At 72.3% G+C, this 21,914-nt stretch carries 20 protein-coding genes; 11 read left to right on the forward strand and 9 right to left on the reverse strand.

Annotated elements, in window-relative coordinates; genetic code table 11:
* Positions 1 to 122: 122 nt before the first annotated feature.
* Positions 123 to 3,101 (forward strand): carbohydrate-binding protein, encoded by a 2,979-nt coding sequence (locus tag HAV40_RS35765; RefSeq protein ID WP_166388736.1) that lies wholly within the window; start codon positions 123 to 125, stop codon positions 3,099 to 3,101.
* A 93-nt stretch (positions 3,102 to 3,194) separates the two neighbouring features.
* On the opposite strand, the gene HAV40_RS35770 is transcribed toward HAV40_RS35765, so the two are convergent.
* The gene (locus HAV40_RS35770; RefSeq protein WP_338076456.1) at positions 3,195 to 3,827 is read right to left on the reverse strand and encodes a histidine phosphatase family protein; all 633 of its coding nucleotides are present in this window, start codon (positions 3,825 to 3,827) and stop codon (positions 3,195 to 3,197) included.
* Positions 3,828 to 3,854: 27 nt separating this feature from the next.
* A complete protein-coding gene (locus tag HAV40_RS35775) occupies positions 3,855 to 5,126 on the reverse strand; it encodes an NAD(P)/FAD-dependent oxidoreductase (RefSeq protein WP_166388738.1) in 1,272 nt (423 codons plus the stop codon).
* Positions 5,127 to 5,288: 162 nt separating this feature from the next.
* On the opposite strand from HAV40_RS35775, the gene HAV40_RS35780 reads away from it, so the two are divergent.
* From HAV40_RS35780 to HAV40_RS35790, 3 genes are all read left to right on the forward strand, one after another.
* A complete protein-coding gene (locus tag HAV40_RS35780) occupies positions 5,289 to 5,870 on the forward strand; it encodes an RNA polymerase sigma factor (RefSeq protein WP_166388739.1) in 582 nt (193 codons plus the stop codon).
* A complete protein-coding gene (locus tag HAV40_RS35785) occupies positions 5,867 to 6,940 on the forward strand; it encodes a hypothetical protein (RefSeq protein WP_166388740.1) in 1,074 nt (357 codons plus the stop codon). Before HAV40_RS35780 ends, HAV40_RS35785 begins: the two co-directional genes overlap by 4 nt.
* A gap of 74 nt (positions 6,941 to 7,014) precedes the next feature.
* The gene (locus HAV40_RS35790) at positions 7,015 to 7,914 is read left to right on the forward strand and encodes a dienelactone hydrolase family protein (RefSeq protein ID WP_166388741.1); all 900 of its coding nucleotides are present in this window, start codon (positions 7,015 to 7,017) and stop codon (positions 7,912 to 7,914) included.
* 10 nt (positions 7,915 to 7,924) lie between these two features.
* Here the strand turns inward: HAV40_RS35790 and polX are convergent, their stop codons facing one another.
* Complete coding sequence (gene polX, locus HAV40_RS35795; RefSeq protein WP_166388742.1) at positions 7,925 to 9,652, reverse strand: DNA polymerase/3'-5' exonuclease PolX; 1,728 nt, start codon at positions 9,650 to 9,652, stop codon at positions 7,925 to 7,927.
* 23 nt (positions 9,653 to 9,675) lie between these two features.
* On the opposite strand from polX, the gene HAV40_RS35800 reads away from it, so the two are divergent.
* From HAV40_RS35800 to HAV40_RS35810, 3 genes are all read left to right on the forward strand, one after another.
* Positions 9,676 to 9,951, forward strand: a complete 276-nt coding sequence (locus tag HAV40_RS35800; RefSeq protein ID WP_203671575.1) for an acylphosphatase — start codon at positions 9,676 to 9,678, stop codon at positions 9,949 to 9,951.
* Positions 9,952 to 10,059: 108 nt separating this feature from the next.
* The gene (locus tag HAV40_RS35805; protein WP_166388743.1) at positions 10,060 to 10,722 is read left to right on the forward strand and encodes a DUF3105 domain-containing protein; all 663 of its coding nucleotides are present in this window, start codon (positions 10,060 to 10,062) and stop codon (positions 10,720 to 10,722) included.
* 139 nt (positions 10,723 to 10,861) lie between these two features.
* Positions 10,862 to 11,725, forward strand: coding sequence for a sulfotransferase domain-containing protein (locus HAV40_RS35810; RefSeq protein ID WP_166388744.1), 864 nt, complete (start codon positions 10,862 to 10,864; stop codon positions 11,723 to 11,725).
* Between the two features lie 53 nt (positions 11,726 to 11,778).
* Here the strand turns inward: HAV40_RS35810 and HAV40_RS35815 are convergent, their stop codons facing one another.
* Positions 11,779 to 13,029, reverse strand: a complete 1,251-nt coding sequence (locus tag HAV40_RS35815) for an ATP-grasp domain-containing protein (protein WP_166388745.1) — start codon at positions 13,027 to 13,029, stop codon at positions 11,779 to 11,781.
* A 117-nt stretch (positions 13,030 to 13,146) separates the two neighbouring features.
* A complete protein-coding gene (locus HAV40_RS35820; RefSeq protein ID WP_239086628.1) occupies positions 13,147 to 14,400 on the reverse strand; it encodes an SGNH/GDSL hydrolase family protein in 1,254 nt (417 codons plus the stop codon).
* Between the two features lie 187 nt (positions 14,401 to 14,587).
* Here HAV40_RS35820 and HAV40_RS35825 point away from each other — a divergent pair, with 187 nt between their 5' ends.
* Positions 14,588 to 15,163, forward strand: a complete 576-nt coding sequence (locus HAV40_RS35825) for a TIGR03086 family metal-binding protein (protein ID WP_166388746.1) — start codon at positions 14,588 to 14,590, stop codon at positions 15,161 to 15,163.
* Here the strand turns inward: HAV40_RS35825 and HAV40_RS35830 are convergent.
* A complete protein-coding gene (locus tag HAV40_RS35830) occupies positions 15,124 to 16,722 on the reverse strand; it encodes an MFS transporter (RefSeq protein WP_166388747.1) in 1,599 nt (532 codons plus the stop codon). The two genes, HAV40_RS35825 and HAV40_RS35830, sit on opposite strands and share 40 nt — an antisense overlap.
* A gap of 143 nt (positions 16,723 to 16,865) precedes the next feature.
* Here HAV40_RS35830 and HAV40_RS35835 point away from each other — a divergent pair, with 143 nt between their 5' ends.
* Complete coding sequence (locus tag HAV40_RS35835) at positions 16,866 to 17,825, forward strand: LysR family transcriptional regulator (protein WP_166388748.1); 960 nt, start codon at positions 16,866 to 16,868, stop codon at positions 17,823 to 17,825.
* A 125-nt stretch (positions 17,826 to 17,950) separates the two neighbouring features.
* The gene (locus tag HAV40_RS35840) at positions 17,951 to 18,475 is read left to right on the forward strand and encodes a hypothetical protein (protein ID WP_166388749.1); all 525 of its coding nucleotides are present in this window, start codon (positions 17,951 to 17,953) and stop codon (positions 18,473 to 18,475) included.
* A 10-nt stretch (positions 18,476 to 18,485) separates the two neighbouring features.
* Here HAV40_RS35840 and HAV40_RS35845 read toward each other — a convergent pair whose 3' ends face one another.
* Positions 18,486 to 19,295 carry an ATP-grasp domain-containing protein gene (locus HAV40_RS35845; RefSeq protein WP_239086627.1) on the reverse strand — a complete coding sequence of 270 codons (810 nt, stop codon included), beginning with the start codon at positions 19,293 to 19,295 and terminating at the stop codon, positions 18,486 to 18,488.
* Positions 19,296 to 19,369: 74 nt separating this feature from the next.
* Complete coding sequence (locus tag HAV40_RS35850) at positions 19,370 to 19,864, reverse strand: winged helix-turn-helix transcriptional regulator (protein ID WP_166388750.1); 495 nt, start codon at positions 19,862 to 19,864, stop codon at positions 19,370 to 19,372.
* A 55-nt stretch (positions 19,865 to 19,919) separates the two neighbouring features.
* Between HAV40_RS35850 and HAV40_RS35855 the strand changes: the two genes are divergently transcribed.
* Positions 19,920 to 20,447, forward strand: coding sequence for a PaaI family thioesterase (locus HAV40_RS35855; RefSeq protein WP_166388751.1), 528 nt, complete (start codon positions 19,920 to 19,922; stop codon positions 20,445 to 20,447).
* 65 nt (positions 20,448 to 20,512) lie between these two features.
* On the opposite strand, the gene HAV40_RS35860 is transcribed toward HAV40_RS35855, so the two are convergent.
* Entirely contained in the window at positions 20,513 to 21,901 is a 1,389-nt protein-coding gene (locus HAV40_RS35860; RefSeq protein WP_239086624.1) for a GH1 family beta-glucosidase, read from the reverse strand.
* Positions 21,902 to 21,914: the final 13 nt, after the last annotated feature.

The following is a 21,914-nucleotide window of genomic DNA, read 5'->3' on the forward strand; positions in this document are numbered from 1 at the left end:
CCTCACTGACCGCAACGCGGGGCGTGCGTTGCGGTGCATGTTTCGAAACTTCACGACACCTGTCCGTAACAGGCCCTAGCGTGCCCAGCCATCGATCCTTCGCTCCGGAAGGCAAGGCACTCATGGGCTCTTCGCTCCCCCGCCGCGGTCGCGCCGCGCTCGGGGCAATACTGGCCGCCACCCTGGCCGCGGCAGGGGCGCTGGCGTTCGCGCCGGCCGCCGGCGCCGCGGTCAGCGGCCGCAACCTCCCCGCCGACGGCAAGATCCGCTTCTTCATGGGCCAGGACAGCACCACACTGGCCGAGTACAAGTCGGCCGTGCTGGACACCGACGCGACCGCACCCCGCCCCGGCGGCGTCACCCTGTACACGAACATCGTCTTCCCGGACGCCCTGGCCGGGGTCAACTCCGGCGTCGACTACGGCTCGGGCCTGGTCGACTTCAACGCCACCCTGGGGCAGTACCCGGGCGCGGCGCTGGCCGTCGGGCTGTACCTGTCCGACACCAAGACCGGCTGCTACAACCAGCCGCTGCGGGCCATCGCGGGCACCGGCGACGCCGACGTGGTGACGCTGACCCCGCAGTACCGGGCCAAGGTCGACGAGCTGATCACCTGGTTCAAGAACACCGGGCGTGAGGTCTTCCTGCGTATCGGCTACGAGTTCGACGGCCCCTGGAACTGCTACAGCGCCGGCTTCTACAAGCAGGCGTTCCGCTACATCAAGGGCCGCATCGACGCCCTCGGCGCGAGCAAGGTCGCCACGGTGTGGCAGTCGGCCGCGTGGCCGCTCAACGAGCACACCGACCACCCCGAGTGGAACTACGTCGTCACCGCCGCCAACCACTACGACGTCTGGTATCCGGGCGACGACGTGGTCGACTGGGTCGGCATGTCGGCCTTCTACGGCAGCACGTACGCCGCGTACCAGTGGAGCTGCCGGGGCGTGGACACCTCGCCGCGCGCGCTGCAGGACCGGGTGCTGACGTTCGCCCGGGGCCACGGCAAGCCCGTCATGATCGCCGAGTCCTCGCCGCAGGGCTTCACCACCGGCACCCGCACCGCGAGCTGCATCCTGAACAAGGCCCCGCAGTCGGTGACCGCCGACCAGATCTGGAACACCTGGTACGCCGACTTCTTCGGCTACATCGCCGCGAACGCCGACGTGATCCGGGCCGTCGCCTACATCAACACGCACTGGGACGCCCAGACGATGTGGCAGTGCTCGGGCTCTGCGGGCACCGCGGGCTGCGCCAACGGCTACTGGGGCGACTCGCGTATCCAGGCGGACCCGACGATCAAGTCGCGCTTCCTGACCGAGCTGCGCCACGCCCGCTACGTCAACGGCACCGGCACGTACTCCCCGCCGCCGACCCCGAGCACGGGCCCGTCGCCGTCGGCCCAGCCGTCCCCGTCGACGCAGCCGAGCCCGTCGGCCAGCCCGACGGCGTCCCCGAGCCCGTCGCCGTCCGGCGGCACCGGCGGCAACCCGTACGGCCAGCTCCAGGCCGAGTCCGCGAACGCGCTCAACCAGGCCTCGATCGTCTCCGACGCGGCCGCGTCCGGCGGCGCGAAGGTGCGCGCCAACACCGGCGGCGCGTCGCTGACCTTCACCAACCTCAACCTGGGCTCGCCCGCGCCGACGCAGATCAAGCTGCGCTACTCGTCGCAGCGGCCCACCAACTCCGCCTTCACCATCGAGGTCCGGTCCGGTTCGGCGACCGGCCCGGTGCTGGCCTCGCCGGGCGTGCTCGGCACCGGCTCCTGGACCACCTACCAGGACCTGACCTACAACCTCAGCAACGCCCCGACCGGCACCACGACGATCGTGATCGTGTTCCGGTCCAACGACTCGTCCCCGGTCGCCGACCTGGACTACGTGACGTTCGTCGGCACCGGCGGCTCGGCGACCAACCCGCCGCCGTCGCCGTCGACCTCGCCGACGGCCGGGCCCAGCGCCTCGCCGAGCCCGTCGCCGACCACCACGCCGGGCACCGGCCGGCGGCTGATGCTGGCGGGGCAGTCGACCGCCGGGTCCTACCAGGACATGGACAGTGTCGTGGACACCCCGGACGGCGGCTCGGTCTACTACGAGGTCAAGTCCGGCACCTGGGTCAACACCAACCACCGCGACTACGCCACCCAGCTCGCCCAGCGCGGGCAGGTCATCCAGGTCGGGGTGAGCTGGAAGGACAACCCGCCCGGCTTCACCGGCGGCGACGAGAACACCAAGGCGGCCCGCTCCCGCGCGGTCACCCAGGAACTCGCCAACGGCCAGCACGCGGCGCAGTTCACGAACCTGATCAACTTCATCAAGGCGTATCCGGCCGCGACGTTCCAGCTGCGCATCGACTACGAGGTGAGCAGCTTCTACCACTGCACGGACGCGTCGTGCGCGTCGTACAAGAACGCCTTCGCCAGGATCCGGCAGCTCATCGCCGGGCAGGTCGGCAACAACGTGCGCTACCAGTACCACCCGGTGCGCGGCGAGTACGAGCAGCTCTACCCCGGTGACGCCGTCACCGACTGGATCGGCGTCTCGATCTTCGCGCACGAGCTGTGCATGCCGATCCACGACAACGGGTATCTCTACAACGGCACCCCGCCCGCCAACTACGACGTGACCACGTCGCAGTGCCGCAACGCGTACCTGGCCAAGGACGCGTACGGCAACGACACCGCCGTGTGGAAGAGCTGGGACCACGACGGCAACGTGCTCAAGATGATGAAGTTCGCCAAGGACCACGGCAAGCCGATGATCGTGTCGGAGTCCGGGATGATGAACTTCACCGCCGACGGCTCGGACACCTCCGGCCTGGAGCCGGTCGCCGGGGACAGGTGGATGCAGCGCCTGTCCAGCCTGCTGGCCTACAACGGCCCCATCCCGAACCAGTCCGGCACGTACGACCTGAGCAACGTCATCAAAGCCGTCGTGTACATCAACCTGGACTTCCGCTACGGCTGGGACGGCATCGCCGACGGCACCTTCGACTTCCCGGTCAACTCGACCTGGTTCGCCGACGGCCGCCTGACCCGCTACACCGCCGCCAGGTCCACCTTCTGCACCATGCTCGCTACCCGCGACTTCCACTCCCGCTGCTAGCAGCCGGTTGGTTCGAAGGAAGGGCACCTTCTTAACGCGCTCAGCGGTGCGGAAGGTGCCCTTCCGCACGCGACAGGCCGTGCGTCCCGTACGTCACGCGCTGAAGCGGTGCAGGGTCCAGCGGGTGGGCGGCGAGGTGGCCGGGTCGCCGTCGGTGCTCCACTCGGTCACCGAGCCGGGCGCGACCACCGTGTCGAACGCGCGCAGCAGCGGCTGCATCCCGAGCACGTGGAAGGCGCTGTTGACGGTCTCGCTGTGCCCGACCAGCACCACGGTCTCACCCGCGTGCCGGTACGCGATGTCGATGATCGCCCGCCCGGTCCGCACCACCAGCTCCGCCCAGCTCTCGTTCTCCCGCTGGAACGGCCGAAACACACCCCCGCCCGGCAGCTCCGCACCCTTGAGCACGGACAGCGGCTGCCCATCGGCGTACGCCGGATAGTGCCAGGTGCACAGGCCACAATCGGTGTCCGCCGGCACACCCAGCGCCGCCGCGATCGGCGCGGCCGTCTCCACCGCCCGCCGCAGCACCGACGAGTACACCGCGACCGGCCCCGAAACCTCCCCCACCAGCCGCCCCGCGACCGATACCGCCTGCTCACGCCCCCGAGGCGTGAGCCCCCGGCACCCCGCACTCCCACCGACGAACCGCTCGACCGAATGCACCGACTCCCCATGCCGCACGAACATCAACCGGGTCCGCATCGGACCGATGCTACGTCCCATCCGTCAGGCAGGCGCCTCAGTTAATGATCAACCTTGAAGGACCTTCCCCAGAGGGACCGCGGGGTCGGTGAGGCGGGCCGGGTCGGCGGGTGTGCCGGAGAGGCCTGCCTTGACCAGGGCGGACAGGTCGTCCTGGACGTCCCAGATGTTGATGTTCATGGCGGCTACCACGCGGTCGTCGTCGGTGAGCCAGAACGCGACGGCCTCGGGGGCCTTGCCGTCGCGGACGGCCGGGTCGCCCCGGAAGACGACGCGGGCGTAGTCGCCCGGACCGGCCCAGCCGCAGTACTCCATGCCCAGGTCGTACTGGTCGGTGAAGAAGTAGGGCACCTGCTCGTACGACACGTCCTGGCCGAGCATCGCCTTGCCCGCCGCCTTGCCGCCCGCCCGCGCGTTGGCCCAGTGCTCGGTGCGCAGGTGCCTTCCCAGCAGCGGGTTCAGGGTCGAGGCCACGTCACCGCAGGCGAAGATGTGCGGATCGGAGGTACGCAGGTCCGGGCCGGTGACGATCCCGTTGTCGACGTCCAGTCCTGCCTGCTCGGCCAGCTCAGTGGCGGGCCGGATGCCCACCCCGACCGCGACCAGGTCGGCGGCCAGCTCGGTGCCGTCGTCGAGCACCACGCTGCGTACCGCCCCGTCCAGGCTGCCGAACTCGCGCACCCCGGTGCCGAACCGGAAGGTGACCCCGTTCGCCTCGTGCATCTGCTGGAACAGCGCGGCCAGCTCGTCGCCGAGCACCCGGCGCAGCGGGGCGCGGTCGGCCTCCACGACGGTGACCGGGCAGCCGTAGCCGCGCGCCGCAGCGGCGATCTCCAGCCCGATCCAGCCGCCGCCCACGACCAGCACCTCCGGCTTCGGGTCGGCCGTCAGCGCCGCCCGCAGCGCCGCCGAGTCCGGATAGGCGCGCAGGTAGTGGATCCCGTCGGCGTCCCCACCCGGCACGTCCAGCCGCCGCACGACCGAACCGGTGGCCAGCAGCAGCTTGTCGTAGGCGAACTGCTCGTCGCCGTCGAGCGTCACGGTGCGCGACTCCGGGTGCACCGCCACCACGCGGCGGCCGAGCATCAGCTCGATGTCCTGCTCGTCGTACCACTCGCGCGGGTGCACGTACGCCTTCTCGCGGGCGTCCTTGCCCTGCAGGAAGCCCTTGGACAGCGGCGGGCGCTCATACGGCACCTCGTCCTCCTGCCCGATCAGCAGCACCCGGCCGGTGAAGCCCTCGGCTCGCAGCGCCTCTGCGGCTCTGGCCCCGGCCAGCGCCGCACCGACGATCACGAATACCTGCTCGTCCGCACTCATGCCGTCCACCCTCTCGCATCGACGGCCCGCCGGTCCACCGAAACCCGGCAGTCGTCCGGAAACGCGCTCGGGCAGGCGTGCCGTCCCGCTGCGCCGTAACCTCGGCGTCCACCCCGCGAAAGGAGCCGGGAACATGGACGGCCGGTGCGGGCAAGTACAGGCATGACCGTGACGACCCAGCACGACCCGCCGTCGGCTGCCGACCCACCGCCCGGCGACGCCGAGCCGGACCCGGCGGACCTGGGCGCGATGTTCGACGCGTACGCGCGCGACCTGCTCCGCTACGCCGGGCGGCGGGTCGGCGAGCAGGTCGCCGAGGACGTCGTGGCGCAGACCTTCCTCATCGCGTACGAGCAGCGCCACCGCCACGACGCGACCCGTGGCCCGATGCTGCCCTGGCTGTACGGCATCTGCGGCAACCTGCTGCGCCGCCACCAGCGCACCGAGGTCCGGGCGCTGCGCGCCGTGGCCGCCGCGCAGTCCCACGCCGCTGACGAGGACGCGCCGGACGCCCGCTCCGCGGAGCGGGTCGACGCGCAGCGCACCGTGGCCCGCGTCGCGACCGCGCTGGCGAAGCTGCCCCGCCGCCAGCGCGAGGTGCTGCTGCTGTTCGCCGTCGCCGACCTGGAGTACGCCGAGATCGCCCAGGCGCTCGGCATCCCGCTGGGCTCCGTGCAGTCCGCCCTGCACCGCGCCCGTACGAAGATCAAGTCCGCGCTCTCCGCCCCCGGAGGTCCCCGATGAACCGCACCGACCCCGACCTGACCGCCGTACGCGACCTGCCCGCCCTCGACCCGTCCGACGAGTCCGTCTCCCGCACCTGGTACCTGCTCAACGCCCGGCACACCGCGGCCCGGGGCCGCAGCCCACGGCGGCTCGCCCGCTGGCTCGTGCCGGTCACCGCGGGACTGGTCGTCACGATCGTCGCGCTCGGCGCGGTGACCGTCGGCGGCCTCGGCGGACACCGGTTCGCCACGCCGAACATCGCGCTGGTCAAAGCCTCCCACCAGCCGCCGCCGACGGCCCTCGGCACGAACCCCATGCTGTCGAAAACCACACCGGAAGCCGTCGCGGCGCTGGCGGAGCTGGCCCGCACCGCCGAGCACACCGCCGCCGCCGACCTGCCGCCGGGACACCTGGTACACGTGCTCACCGAGGGCTGGGCCTCCTCCCTTCGCAGCGACGACCGCACCGGCAAGGTGGTGTTCCAGCCACGGGAGACCTGGCTGGACCCGCAGGGCATGATCATCCTGAAGCTGCTCGACGGCGACCAGAACCTGTTCGACGGCCTGCACAGCAACCACGAGGGCGAACTCGCGCAGGCGCGGACCTTCCTGAACGACAACGGCCCGAGCATCGCGTTCCCGACGCCGCAGTGGCTGGCGCAGCTGCCGACCGAGGCGGAGCCACTGCTCACCGAGCTGCGCGCCGACGTGCCCGACGGCGGCCAGACCTGGACCAGGGACCATGCGCTCTGGGACGCGATGGCCGGGCTCTACCAGGCGTGCGACCTCCTGCTCAGCCCACAGCTGCGGGCCGGGCTGCTACGTGCCTTCCAGGGCATGGACGGGCTGACCGCCGGCACGGTCACCATCGACGACATCGAGCTGGTCGCGATCCGCCACACCGACGGCCGGTCGGCGGTCGAGATCCTGTTCGACCCGGTCACGGCCTGGGCCGTCGGGCGGCGCAGCATCGACCTGTCCGGCGAGGTGACCCTCGTGCCGCCGGACCCCGGCCCGAAGTTCGAGCCGCTCGTCAGCTACCACGGCACCTGGCGGCAGAGCATCGTCGCCACCGTCGACGAACGCTGACCCCGCCCGGGGGTGCGGGAACCGGCCGAGCCCGGCTCCCGCACCCTCACCGGTCGAGGGGGTATGAATGAGACATGTCTGAGTTGGGCGAATACCTGTCGAGTGAGGTCGTCGTCGACTACGCCGACGGCCTCATCTCCCGCCGCGAGGCACTGCGCCGCCTCGGCCTGCTCGGCGTCGGCGCGGCCGTGGCGACCCCGCTGCTGGCCGCCTGCGACGCGCAGCGCGACACCACGACACCCCCGCAGACCGCGCCGACGCCCGCAGCCACCGGCCCGGCAGGCCCCACACCCCTGCCCACCGAGCCGATCACCTTCCCCGGCCCGAGCGGGCAGCTCCAGGGCCGCTGGGCGGCCGCGGCCGATCCCAAGGGCTCGGTCCTGGTCGTACACGAGAACAAGGGCCTGACCGACCACATCGCATCGATCGCCGGGCGGCTCGCCGCCGCGGGCTGGTCGGCGCTGGCCGTCGACCTGCTGTCCGAAGAGGGCGGCACCGCCACCTTCACCGACCCCGCCCAGGCCACCGCCGCCCTGAACGCCGCCCCACCCGCCCGCTTCATCGCTGACATGAAAGCCGGGATCGGCGAACTGCTGCGGCGCAATCCCGGCCACACCGTCGGCGCGATGGGCTTCTGCTTCGGCGGCGGCATGGTCTGGTCCCTGCTCGCCGCGGGCGAACCACGCCTGCACGCCGCGATCCCGTTCTACGGCCCGTTCCCCGCGAACGCCTCGATGGCGCGGTCCCCCGACGCCGCGGTGCTCGGCGTGTACGCCCAGCTGGACGACCGGGTCAACGCCACCCGCGACGCCGCCCGCGAAGCCCTGACCAAGGCGGGCCTGACCTTCGAGATCGCCACCTACCCCGACGTCAACCACGCCTTCTTCAACGACACCGGCGCCCGCTACAACGCCCCCGCCGCCACCCGGGCCTGGACCAGACTCACCACCTGGCTATCCGAACACCTCACCTGACCACCCCGACTCACGCCGCTCGGCGTTTGGCTGCGACGAAGGCCTTGAGCGTGGTCAGGGTCCACGCGTTGATCACGTCGGCCGGGGTCAGCCAGCCACGCTGCGCGATCGCGATCCCGAACCGCATCATGTCCAGGTGCACCGTCGAGTGCGCATCCGTGTTGATGGCGAACTTCACCCCGCGCTCCCGCGCCCGCATGATCAGCTCATCGGGCAGGTCGAGCCGGTCCGGGAACGCGTTCACCTCCATCGCCGTACCGGTGGCCGCCGCCGCGTCGAACACCGCGTCCCAGTCCGGCTCGACCTGCTGACGCCGCCCGATCAGCCGCGTCGTCGGATGCCCGATGATGTTGACGTACGGGTTCTCGCACGCCTTCACGAACCGGCTCGTCAGCTCCGCCGGCGTCTGCGTGAAGTGCGAGTGGACCGAGGCGACACAGATGTCGAAACCCGCCAGGAACTCCGCGTCCCAGTCGACGCCGCCGTCGGGGTCGATGTTCAGCTCGCTGCCGTGCAGCAGCGCCATCTTCCCGCCCTCGGCCAGCGCCCGCAGCTTCTTGCGCTGCGCCAGCATCTTCGCGTCGGTCATCCGCTGCATCGGCATGTCCTTGGCGTGGTCGGTGACCGCGTAGTAGCGGTAGCCCCTGGCCCGCGCCGCGGCCAGCATCTCCTCCAGCGTGGACACCCCGTCGGTGAGGTTGGTGTGGGTGTGCAGGTCACCACGGAGGTCGGCCTCGGTGACGAGCTGCGGCAGGCGGCCGTCGCGGGCGGCGGCGACCTCGCCCCGGTCCTCGCGCAGGGCGGGCGCGATCCAGGGCAACCCGAGCTGCTCGTACACCTCCTGCTCGGTCTCCGACACCAGCAGCGTGTCGTCCTCGGCGCGGAACAGCCCGTACTCGGACAGCTTCAGCCCCCGGCGTACGGCGATCTCGCGTACCCGGATGTTGTGCTCCCGGGAGCCGGTGAAGTACTGCAACGCCGCGCCCCACGACTCCGGCGGGACCACCCGCAGGTCGACCTGGAGCCCGCTGTTCGTCCGGATCGACGTCTTGGCCGGGCCGCCCGCGATGACCTCCCCGACGAGCGGCAGCTCCGTGAACGCCGCCATGATCGGTTTCGAGTCGTGCGAGGCGACCAGGATGTCCACGTCGCCGATGCTGTCCCGCCCGCGCCGCAGCGACCCGGCGTACGTGCACTTCTCGCAGCCGGGCAGCGCCGACAGCGCCGCGATGACCTCGTCGGCGACCTCCAGCGCGGCGGACACCAGCACCCGGCCGCCACTGTGCCGCAGCACCTCGATGCCGTGCAGGATGTTCGCGGCGGTCTTGGCCCCGAACCCGCGCAGGCCCGCCAGCCGTCCGGCCTCGATCGCGTGGACCAGCTCGTCTATCGAGGAGAGGCCCAGCTCGCGGTGCAGGGTCATGGCCTTGGCCGGTCCGAGGCCGGGGATCGCCATCAGCTCCCGCACCCCGGCGGGCACCTTGGCCCGCAGCTGCTCCAGCACCTCCATCCGGCCGCTGGAGAGGTACTCGACGATCTTCTCCGCGGTGGACTTGCCGACGCCGGGGATCCGCTCCAGACCCTTCAGGTCGAGCGTCGCGACGTCGGCGCCGTATCCGGCCACCGCGCGGGCGGCCTTCTCGTAGGTGCGGGCCCGGAAGGCGTCGCCGCCGGTGATCGCGATGAGATCGGCGTACTCCTGCAACGCCGCCGCGACGACCTCGTTTGGCCGGGCCATGCCGTCCAGTCTACGGTGGTCACATGATCCGCAGGCGCGTTGTGGTCTCCGGCGAGGTGCAGGGCGTCTACTACCGCGACGGTTGCCGCCAGCAGGCGCAGGCCGCCGGGGTCGCCGGCTGGGTGCGCAACCGGCCCGACGACACGGTCGAGGCCGTCTTCGAGGGCACGCCCGACGGCGTGGACCGCCTCGTCTCCTGGACAAGGCACGGTCCCGAGCTGGCCGTCGTCGACGGCGTGGCCGTCTATGAGGAGACCCCCGAGGGCCTGTCCGGCTTCGCGATCCACCCCACCGCCTGACCTGTCCGTCCGCGTGCGGGCGGTGACGGTCCGGACACGGATGTCCGCGCGATGGCGGGGCGTCGATAGGATCGCGGCGGCTAGTCGAGTTCCTGGGGAGGCCACACCATGGTGGATTACACGAGCACGCCGCCGCGCAAGCCGGGGGCGCCCGTCTGGGTGTGGATCGTCGTGGGGCTGGTGCTGCTGCTCTGCTGCTGCCTGGGCGTGGGCGGCGGGCTGTACTACTACCTGCGGCCCGGCACTGGTCCGGTCGCGGTCGCGCCGACGGGGACCTGGCAGCAGCAGCTCGCCTCGATCGACGGGGTGCGCAACTATCTGGCCGAGGGCGCGCTGAGCCAGGACCACGCCCAGGGCCCGGTCGTCTACCCGCAGCAGCCGCCGGTCGGCGGCCAGCACAACGGCACCTGGCAGACCTGCACCGGCATCGTCTACGACGCGCCGATCGCCAGCGAGCGGGCCGTGCACAGCCTGGAGCACGGCGCGGTGTGGATCACTTACCGGCCGGGCACCGGTGACGGTGACGTCCGGGCGCTGGCCGCGAAGGTGACCGGCCGCGACTACCTGATGCTGAGCCCGTACCCCGGCCAGGACGCGCCGATCTCGCTGCAGGCGTGGGGATACCAGCTGAAGGTGGACCGGGCCGACGACCCGCGCGTCGACTTCTTCATCACCGCCGCCCGCCGCAACGCCGCGCCCGAGGTCGGCGCGCCGTGCTCCGGTGGCACCCGGGAGACCGGCGAGCTGCCTCCCGCCGGGACCGCGGCGTGAGCGGACGGCGCACAGGCACCGGGGCCCGTTCCCGTTCTTGACAGCCCTGATCCTTCCTGCATAGATGTATTTATTGTTAACGCAGCTATACGCCGCGTTCGCATAACGTCTCATCAGGACTTTCGTCAGGAGTGAACCGGTGCTTCGTGCCTATTTCGCACGCCACAAATCAGCATCGACCTGGGCCAGGTCCATCCTGCACGAGGCGGCGTTCGCGCTGGACCTCAAAGTCGACACGGTCCACGTGCCGGAGCAGTGGGCCCCCTACGACTCTCTCGGCGACTACGTGCGCGCCACCCGACCCGACCTTCTGATCATGACGAACGCGAAGCCGGAATGGGTGGACACGCTGCCCGAGCACCGGGCGTTCCACCTGATCCGCGACCCGCGCGACATCGTGGTGTCCGGCTACTTCAGCCACCTCAACAGCCACCCCGAGGTGGTCGGCGGGGTGCCGTGGCCCGAGCTGGTCGAGCACCGGCGCAACCTGCGCACCCTGGACGAGCCCGGCGGCCTGCTGGCCGAGGTGGAGTTCAGCAGCATGTTCCTGGACCCGATGGCGCGGTGGGACTACACCCGGCCCGGGATGCTGGAGCTGCGCATGGAGGACGCCATCGTCGACCCGGTGAAGTCCTGGACCGCCATCCTCGGGCACCTGGACCTGCTCACCCCCGACGGCTCCGGGCCGGAGAAGGCCCGCATGGCCGCGGCGCGCTGGAACGTCGCCGCGCGCCGGGGCACCCCGCGCTGGCTGGCCTACCCGCGCCACGTGCTGCCCCGGCTGCCGCTGCACCGGCTGCCCGGCGCGTACGTGACCAGCGCCTGCGAGCGCTTCTCGTTCAGCCGCCTGGCCAAGGGCCGCGAGCGCGGGCAGGAGGATGTGCACAGCCACTACCGCCGCGGCGTCGCCGGCGACTGGCGCAACCACCTCACCGCCGAGCACCTGGCCGCGTTCCGCGCCCGCTACGGCGACCTCGTGGAACGCCTCGGCTACGAGTGGTGACCGGCCGCCTCGGGCCGGTCGCGCACCGGCCCGAGGCGGCTACGGCCCTGCCGTCAGCCGTGGTCGGCGGGTGGTTCGCCGTTGACACGCAGGGCGGCCCCTGCGGCGTCCAGCGCGCGTTCGCACTCGCGCCGGGTGGCCGCGACCGCGGTGGCGTACGCGACCCGGCCGTTGACCGTGCCCTCCGGCGGCGGGGAGCGCCGGTCGCCGGGGTCGGCCAGCAGGGCCAGTTCGTCGACCGCGCTCGGCAGCCCGGCCCGCTCGAAGGCCAGGGTCTGCACGACCGTGTCCGGCCGCGCAGGGTAGAAGAAGCGCACCGCCGCTACCTGCTTGCGGTCGGGCGCGGCGACCGGCGGCTGCCCGCAGGCGACCGCCGCGGCGGCCAGCGCCACGTCGACTCCGGTGGCCCGCAGTCCCAGGTACGGGATCATGTCGCCGCCGAGCCGCCCGTTGACCTCGATGATGCGCGGCCCGCGCGAGGACAGCTTGATCTCGGTATGGGTGACCCCGTCGCGGAACCCGAGCGCCGCGTGCGCGTCCTGCAGCAGCCGCCGCAGTTGCGGATCGTGCAGCAGCGGGTCGTCGCCGTGTACGTAGTGGCCGATCTCGATGCAGTAGGGCTGGTGCCCGATCTCCTTGCGGGCCAGGCACAACAGGGTGACCTCGCCGTCGTGCACGGCCGCGTCGACGCTGATCTCCTCGCCGTCGACGTACTCCTCCAGCAGCACCTGTGGACGCCAGTCGGGCAGCGCGCCGTGACGCACCGCGCTGGTGAACTCGTACGCCGCGGCCAGCTCCTCGGGCCCCGCCACCTTGATCACGCCGACGCTCAGCGCCAGGTCGCTGGGCTTGAGTATCACCGGGTAACCGATCCGGGCGGCCTCGGCGAAGGCCTGCGCCAGCGAGCCGACGGGCACCGACGCGGGCTGGGCGACCGCGGCGGCGGCCAGCGCCCGGCGGGTCAGCAGCTTGTCGCGGCAACGGGCGGTCACCGCCGGGTCGCCGGGCAGGCCCAGCTCCAGGGCCAGTTCCGCGGTCTGCGGGGTGCGCGCCTCGTCCCAGGTGAACACGCCCGCGACAGGCCCGCCGGACAGCCGCCGGGCGGCCTCGGCCATGGCCTTCACGTCGAGCAGCGGGCCCAGTTCCGTGGCTCCGGCGATGTACTCCAGCTCCCAGGTGGGCGCGACCCCGGTGAACAGGTGCACCCGGTAGGCCGGGGCCAGCGAGCGCAGCAGGTATTCCCGGAACTCGCGCTTGCCGGTGCGGACCATCAGCAGCAGCGGACGGTCGTCGTGGACGGTCATGCTCTCCCTCTCGACCCCGTGGCGTTGTGTCCGACAAGCGGGATCGGCACGCACAGCCTCACGTGCCGATCCCGCCCTGTCAACAGCCGTACGTGCGCCTACGCGCACACCGTCGGTTCAGGACACCAGCCACAACGGCACGAAGTCGGCCATGGCCTGGTATCCGGTGTCGTTGGGGTGGATGTGGTCGCCGCTGTCCCACTCGGCCCGCAGTTTGGACGGTGCGGCCGGGTCGCGCAGCAGCTGGTCGAAGTCGACCACACCGGTGAACTCGGCCCGGTGCGTACGGATGTACTCGTTGATCGCCAGGCGGCTCTGCTCCTTGTCCGGCGTCCAGGAGGAGAAGCCCTCGAACGGCGTGATCGTCGAGATCACCACCTCGACGCCGGCGAGCCGGGCCTGGGCGGTGATCTGCCGCAGCCCGCCGATGACCTTCTCCGGGGCGTCGGCGTAGATCTGCAGGTCGTTGATGCCGAGCGCGAGCACGACCGTCTGCACGCCGGTCTGGCTGAGCACGTCGCGCTGCAGCCGGGCGAGCCCGTTCACGCCCAGCTCGGCGTACCCGATCTCGGTGCCGTCGTGGGTGACCGCGTTGCCGGCCAGGCCCTGGTTGAGCACGCCGATCTCGGAGTGCGGCGAGTGCCCGGCCAGCAGGCGGGCGGCCAGCCGGTCGGTCCAGCGCGCGTTGCCGTTGATGGTCGACTGGCTGCCGTCGGTGATCGAGTCGCCGAGCACCACGACCGCGCCGGGCGACTTGCGGCTGAGCACGTCGACGCCGGTGAGGAAGAACCAGGAGTTGCGGGTGCCGGTCAGGCTCGCGCCGGTGGGTTCGGCGACGGTGTCGCCGGTGCCGTAGTACGCGGCCTGCCGCGAGGTCCAGTGCCAGGTCGCCGGGCCGGTCGCGACCGGCAGGTAGATGCTGACGACGAGGTCGGACAGCTCCGGCACGGTCACCGGCAGCGGGTCGCTGACGACCTGGCCGCCCTTGGGGATGGTGATGCCGGGCGCGCCGTTGAAGGTCAGCTCGGCCACGCTGGCGGGCAGCACGTCGGTGAGCGCGGGCGTGGCCGCGTCGGGGCGGGCCACGGTGGCGTGCCCGACGGTCACCGCGCCGGTCCCGAAGGTGTTGGACAGCCGGATCCGTGCCGCGCTGCCGCCCACCGAGGTGTGCACGATCATGCGGATGGTCTGGTCGGCGAAACCGGTGCCGGACAGGCCCGCGCCCGCGCCGGTGGGCGCCGCCGACCAGGAGCCGACCCATTCGTCCTTCGCGCCCGCGGTGGCCCCGCCACCGGGTCCGGCCAGCACGCCGAGGGTGGTCGCCAGCAGGGCCGCGGCGAGCAGGGCCCGACGCGTCGAGGGGTGCTTCACAGGGGAGAACCTCCTTGGGCGCGGCCGCGGGCCGGGCGCCGTCGTGGGGTGTGCGGCACTCAAATTACGAAGAAATGTTTGCACGAGTCAATATCTGCCGACTCAGCTGAATGGACGGTCCGGACAGGTTTCCCGCCTGGCGGTGTCACCGGTGGAGCACACCGAGTTGCGGCACTATGGTGCGAACATGGACCTTCGTGATCTGGACCGGCGTGCCCTCGCCGCGGCCGCCGCGGCCGTGAACCGTGTCAAGCGCGCCGATCTCGCCCGGCCCACGCCGTGCGGCGACTGGACTCTCGGCCAGTTGCTCGGGCACATGATCGGGCACAATCGCGGCTTCGCCGCCGCGGCGGCGGGCAAGCCGACCGATCCGGCCGTCTGGGACGACCTGACCCCGCCCACCGATCCGAGACGCGCCTTCGCCGACTCGGTCACCCTCGTCACCAAGGCGTTCAGCGCCAAGACGCTGCTGGACCGCAAGATCGAGGTGTACGGCTACGGCACCTTCACCGCCCCGACCGTGCTCGGCATGCACTTCGTCGACTTCCTGGTGCACGCCTGGGACGTCGCGAAGGCGACCGGCACGGACGCCGCGCTCGACCCTGACCTGAGCGCGTCGGCCATGAAGATCGCCCTGCGCTGGCCCACCGACCGGCCCAGCAAGGCCTTCGGTGAGATGGTCGAACCGAGCACCGACGCCCCGCCCGGCGACCGGCTGGTCGCCTACCTGGGCCGCTCCCCCGGCTGGTCCGGCGGCCACTGAGCCGCCCGCAGCTCGGTCAGCGTCGACTCGAGCGCCCGCAGGTTCGCCCGCACCGCCGCCGCGCGCCGCTCGTCGGCCCGGCGGCGGGCCAGGTGCACCTGCTCCACCGTCTCGTACACCTCGGGCAGCTCCAGCGCGGCGACGTGCCGGAGCGCCAGCTCGGACGAGACGGGCACGGGCCGGGCCAGCCGCCGCCTGCCGCGCCGCGCGGTGACCGTCCAGCCGCCCCCGGCGTAGGCCAGCGTCACCGACACCGGCACGGCCGGACCGGTGTCCACCAGGCCCATCCGGCGGCCCAGCTCCGACGCGTACTCCTGCCACAGCGGCGCGTCCGGGGCCGCCTTGCCCGGCTTGATGTCGTTGATCTGCTGCCACAGCCGCCAGCCGAACACCGGCGTCAGCGTGGCCGCGAAGTACGCGATCCCGGCCAGCCACAGCCCGCCCGACAGCCCGAGCGTCTCCACCGCCCACGCCCCGACGATGCCGCCGAGCGGGATGCCGCCGAACGTCACCGCTCCGGTCAGCCCGAACACGCGGGTCTGCATGGCCCGGGGCACCCGGTCGAACATCAGCAGCCCGTACGTCGGGTTCACCGAGGACATGGCCACCCCGGACACGAACGACACGACCAGCGCGACCCGCAGGTCGTCGCTGAGCGCCAGCACCAGGAACCGGGGCGCCCCGCCGACGAAGTATCCGATCACGAGCGTCGCGTACCGGGGAAGCCTGGTAACCAGCGCCGCGAACGCCGCCCCGCCCGCGATCGCGCCGAGCGCGAAGGCCCCGCCGATCCAGCCCAGGGCCACCGGCGAGTCGAGGTGCTCGCGTACCCAGATCGGGATGAACACCACCGCGCTGGCCTGGTTGAACAGGTTCGTCACGAACATCATGCCGACCAGGCTGCGCAGTAGCCGCTCGCGGCGCACGAAGCCGAACCCGGTGCGCAGCCCCTGCCAGTACGACTCCTGCGTGCCACGGGCCGGATGGTTCTGCTCGCGGCTGATGCGCACCAGCCCCAGCACCACGCCCGCGCAGGCCGCGAAGGTCGCCGCGTCGGCCCAGATCGCGCCGACCGGGCCGAGCCAGGCGATCAGCACGCCCGCCACGGCCGCGCCGATCACCATCGCCATCCGGTTGAGCGCGGAGAAGACCGCGGTGACCCGCGCCATCGGAGTGCCCGACAGCTCCACGACCGGCGGCAGCAGCACCCGTTTGGACTTGTCGCCGACGCCGCGCAGCGCGCCCAGCGTCGCGATCAGCGCGACCAGCACCGCGAAGTCGCCGCTGCCGAACGCCGCGATCGCCCCCACCACGACGGCGCTGGCCAGGTCGGTCACGATGGAGACCTCGCGCACCCCGAACCGGTCGGCCAGCGGCGTGCCGAAGATTCCGGCCAGGATGTACGGCATCGCCTCGGCGAACGCGACCACGCCGACCTTCGTCGGATCGTCGGTGGTCACCAGCACCAGCCATGGGATGGCCAGGAAGGACATGCGCGAGCCGACGGTCGACACCAGCTCGGCCCCGAGCAGCCCGATCAGCGCCGCTCTGCGCTGCATCGCCACCTCCCGCGACATCACGCCACACCGGACGGCCGCGGCGGGTCAACAGACCCTACCGACGGGTTTCGATCTCCGTCCACCACCGATCGGGCCGGGTGCGACACCTTCACGTGCCGCCGGTGCGGCCATAACATCAGCGGGTGAGGTTGGAGCTGCGGCACCTGCGGTTGGTCTGCGCTATAGCCGACGCCGGCAGCGTCACCAAGGCGGCGGCCGGGCTCGGCCTGGCCGCGCCCGCCCTCACCACCCAGCTGCAGCGCATCGAGCACGCCTTCGGCGGACGGCTGTTCGAGCGCGACCGGCGCGGCGCGCGGCCCACGCCGCTCGGCGAGCTGGTGCTGTCGCGGGCCCGGGTGCTGCTGCCCGCGGTGCAGGGCCTGCAGGACGAGGCGGCCCGGTTCGCGGGGCTGGCGCACGACTCCGGCGGCGACGGGCTGCCCGGCTACCGCATCGGCGCGGTGAACGGCCCGCTCGTCGGCGGGGTGATGCACCGGCTGGCGGCGGCGCAGCCCAGCGCGCTGCTGAGCACCTATCCGTCGTGGTCGTCGGCGGAGCTGGCGGCGATGCTGGCCGACGCCCGGCTCGACTTCGCGTTCATCGGCACCTGCGGCGAGGCCAACCCGCCCGACGACAGCCGCCTGGTCTGGCACACCGTGGCGACCGCCCCGGTCTTCGTGCTGCTGCCCGCCTCCCACCCGTACGCCGACGCCGACGAGGTGGACCTCGCCGACCTGGCCGGCTCGCGGTGGGCGGCCACCCCCGGCGACGGCTGCTTCGCCGGATGCTTCGCCACCGCCTGCGCCCGTGCCGGGTTCACCCCCAGCCCGATCCACGAGAGCGACCTGGGCGGCTGCTCCGACCTGGTCCGCGGCGGCAGTGTCGTCGCGCTGTGCCAGCCGACCTTCCGCGAGATCGCGGGCGTACGCGCCGTGCCTCTCGCGGGCACCCCGCTGCGCTGGCGGCACCTGCTCGGCTGGCACCCCGGCTCCCCCGCCGCCCGCGTCGCCCCGCTTCTGATCAGCTACGCCGAAGAGTCCTATGGCGACGCCATTCGCCTCAGCCCCACCTACACCCGCTGGCTCACCCATCACCCGGCCTGACCAGGCTGATCACCACATCAAGGCACGGCGGCGACGATGAGCGGCGTCCACAAATTCATGGTCAACATGCGGCCGGCAGTCGTGGTGATCCCCACGGATGCCCTTAGCCTGGCTAAGGTGTGACGGTGATCGGATTCCGTGCGCCGGTGACGGCGGCGCTCGCAGTCGTGACCATGCTCAGCCTGCAGGGCTGCATCGGCGTCGGCGATTCGTGGGCGCGCGACCAGGCCGCGCCGAGCGTCGCCACGTCGCCCGCCGCCGCCCAGCCCAGCGCGAACGCACCCGGCGCCACCTCGGCCGCGGGAGCCACCATCAGCCGGGTGGAGTCCAATGTGGCCGCGGTCGGCAACCCGACCTGCGGCGGCGTGCTCCCCCCGGCCGTGACCATCACCGCCGAGATCGCCGACGGCGGCACGCCGGTGACCGCCCAGGCGCGCTACGCCATGACCGGGGGCAGCTACACCGGCGAGCTCGCCCTGACCCGCGACGCGACCATGGCCCGCTACACCGCGACCCTGCCCAAGCTGGAGAGCAAGCACTTCACCAGCGCGTCGACGAACATCTTCGTGACCGTGACGATCCAGGGCGGGGCGCAGCCCGGCTACACCTCGATCACCGTGACCCCCTGCGGCGGCAGCAACCGGGTCTGACCGGCCGCCGTCAGCGCGTCACCGACGGCAGTTGCCGCAGGAACCGCCGGTCCGCCGGGGACACCTGGGCGACCGGGCGGCTCGCGGCCAGCACGACGTCGAGCGCCCTGTCGGGGTCGGCGGCGTAGTGGCCGCTGGCCCAGGCCGCGTTGGCCTCGATCACCGCCCACTCCGGACGCCCGGTTCCCGCCTCCTCAACCAGGCCCACGTCGACCACCACCGCGCCCGGCAGCTCCGGCACCCCCGCGCCGAACAGCCCCGACGCGAACCCGGCCGCCTCTGCGCACCGCGCGTCCTCGGCGGCCGTCGCGAGGTCCAGCTCACCGTCCACGGCATACCGGCTGACGGCCCGCACCCGCCCCGCCGCCACGAACAGCCGGTACTCCGCCCGGAACGCCACCACGTCGCTGACCAGCACCGCCGTGTCGGCCTCCAGCACGTCCGGCCCCGGCAGATCGGCCCCGGTCGGGTAGACCCGCGCCGGGAAGCTCTTGTCGTCCGGCGGTTTGACGAACGCGGGCCGGTCCAGCCCACGTGCCCGCGCCAGCGTGGTGAAGACGACCTCGCGGCGGGTCCACCGCCGGGGCAGCCGGGCCAGCCAGTCCTGGTCCGGCTCCAGCAGCCCGGCGCCGAGCTCCGCGCCGACCGCGTCGGCGAACAGCGGCCCGGCGTACAGGTGCGCCCCGGCGTGCCCGGCCAGGTGCTCCGGCAGCCGCCAGGTGCGCAGCGTCTCGACCCGCATCCCGCGCCGCCGCGCGGCGTCGGCGAGAGCAAGCCCGGTCTCGGTCACCCGCGGCGGCAGAATCAGCACTCGGTCCACGACGCGCCATGCTGCCAGCCCGCACCCTTCGACGACCAGCCGTTTCTGACCCGTCGCGGCTCGCCGCCGGGTGGTCAGGCCGCTTTCGCGGCGGCGGGCGTACGCCGCACCGCCCCCGCCCCCGGCCGCGTGACCACCTCCCGGGGCGAACCGACCTCGTGCCCGTCCTCGCAGCTCAGGTGCGTGCGCACGGGCGATCCGCAGTCCCGGTGCACCATGTCGACGGGCGGCCCCGCGGGGTCGGCCAGATACCGGTCGCCCCACTCCCGTACGGCGACCAGCACAGGATAGAGGTCGAAGCCCTTCTCGGTGAGCCGGTACTCGTGGCGCTCGCGCTCGCCCGGCTCCCGGTAGGGCACCCGGCGCAGCACGCCCTGCTCGACGAGCATGTGCAGCCGGTTGGTCAGCACCTGGCGGGGTATGCCGCTGTGCTCGCGCATGTCCTCGAAGCGGCGGATGCCGTTGAAGACCTCCCGCAGCACCACCAGGGTCCAGCGTTCGCCGAGCACGGCCATGGCGCGGGCGACGGTGCAGTTCTCGGCCGACCAGTCGAGTGCGGTAGGTCTCACTCCTCCAGGCTAAGTCTCGTTGACAGACTCAGCAACAGACTGCCAGGCTGAGTCCATGACGCAGACCCAGACCGAGCCGGCCGCCGGGCCCGCGACCCCGGAGCGCACCCGCACCTTCTCCTGGTCCGACCCCCGGCGCAACGCCGCCGAGCTGGGCCAGCTCAGCGGCCTGGAACTGCTGCACGCGATGGGCCGCGGTGAGCTGCCCGCCCCGCCGGTCATGCACCTGCTCGGCATGGACAGCGTGCAGGCCGAACTGGGCCGCGTCGTGGTCACCATGCGCGCCCAGGAGTTCCACTACAACCCGCTCGGCGGCGTACACGGCGGCATCCTGGCCACCCTGCTCGACACCGCCGCCGCCTGCGCCGTGCACAGCACGCTGCCCGCCGGGATCGGCTACACCTCGCTCGACCTGAACACGAAGTTCCTGCGCCCCGTCAGCATCGACTCCGGCCTGCTGACCTGCGAAGGCACCGTCATCTCCCGGGGCCGCCGAACGGCCCTCGCCCAGGCCCAGCTCACCGACGACCGGGGCCGCCTGCTCGCCCACGCCACCTCGACCTGCCTCATCTTCGACGCGTAGGACGAAGGAAGGGCACCTTCCCATCGCTGCGCGACGTGGAAGGTGCCCTTCCTAACGAGCCCTGCTCAGAGGGCGTTGGCGCGGGTCACGTCGCGATACCAGAGGGCCGAGTCCTTCGGCAGGCGGCGCTGGGTCTCGTAGTCGACGTACACCAGGCCGAAGCGCTTGTCGTAGCCGAACGCCCACTCGAAGTTGTCCAGCAGCGACCAGGCCAGGTAGCCGCGCACGTCGGCCCCGGCGGACAGGGCCGCGTGCACCGCGCGCAGGTGGCCGTCGAAGTAGGCGATCCGGTCCGGGTCGGCCACCCGGCCGCCGGACAGCTCGTCGGCGTACGCCGCGCCGTTCTCGGTCACCATCAGCGGGGTGCCGGGGTAGTCCTGGGACAGGCGCAGCAGCAGGTCGGACAGGCCGGTCGGGTCGACGGTCCAGCCCATGTCGGTGACCGGGCCGGGCTGCGGCACGAAGGCGACCCCCTCACTGCCGGGGTACATCGGATGCGCGGGCGAGCCGACCTGGGCGCGGACCAGGGCGGGCTGGTAGTAGTTGATGCCCAGCAGGTCGATGGGGGCCGCGATGACGGCCAGGTCCCCGTCGGCGATCGCGTCCGCCGCGCCGAACCGCTCGAACAGGCCCAGCATGTCCAGCGGGTAGCGGCCGCGCAGCACCGGGTCGAGGAAGATGCGGTTGAGCACGCCGTCCACGCGCCAGGCCGCCGCCACGTCGTGCGGGTCGGCCGGGTCCTCGGGGCTGACCCGGGCCAGGTTGACGGTGAGCGACAGCTCGCGTACGCCCGCCGCGCGCAGCGCCTGCGCGGCCAGCCCGTGCCCGAGCAGCAGGTGGTGGGCGGCCCGGAACGCGGTCCGGTTGTCGGTGTGCCCCGGCGCGTGGTCGCCGCTGGCGTAGCCGAGGAACGCCGAGACCCACGGCTCGTTGAGCGTGGTCCAGGTGCCGACGCGGTCGCCGAGCCGGGCCGCGGTCACCGCGGCGTACTCGGCGAAGTGCGCGGCGGTGTCCCGGTCGCCCCAGCCGCCCCGCCCGTGCGACTGCAGCGCCAGCGGCAGGTCCCAGTGGTAGAGCGTCGCCATCGGCGCGATCCCGTGCGCCAGCAGCTCGTCCACCAGCCGGTCGTAGAAGTCCAGCCCGCGCACGTTGACCGGGCCCGTCCCGTCGGGCTTGACGCGCGGCCAGGCGATCGAGAACCGGTACGTGCCGATGCCCAGCTCCGCCATCAGCGCGACGTCCTCGCGGTAGCGCCGGTAGTGGTCGCACGCGACGTCGCCGGTGTGCCCGCCGAACACCCGGCCGTCGGCGCGGGCGAAGCTGTCCCAGATGGAAGGCCCGCGCCCGTCCTCGGTGGCGGCACCCTCGATCTGGTACGCCGCGGTGGCCGCACCCCACCGGAACCCCTCCGGGAACCGCAGCGGTCGCGCTGCCACCGCCATCTGTTCACTCATCGGTTCTCCTCAT

Source organism: Catellatospora methionotrophica, from assembly GCF_011297335.1.
In the GTDB taxonomy this organism is placed as follows: Bacteria; Actinomycetota; Actinomycetes; order Mycobacteriales; family Micromonosporaceae; genus Catellatospora; species Catellatospora methionotrophica.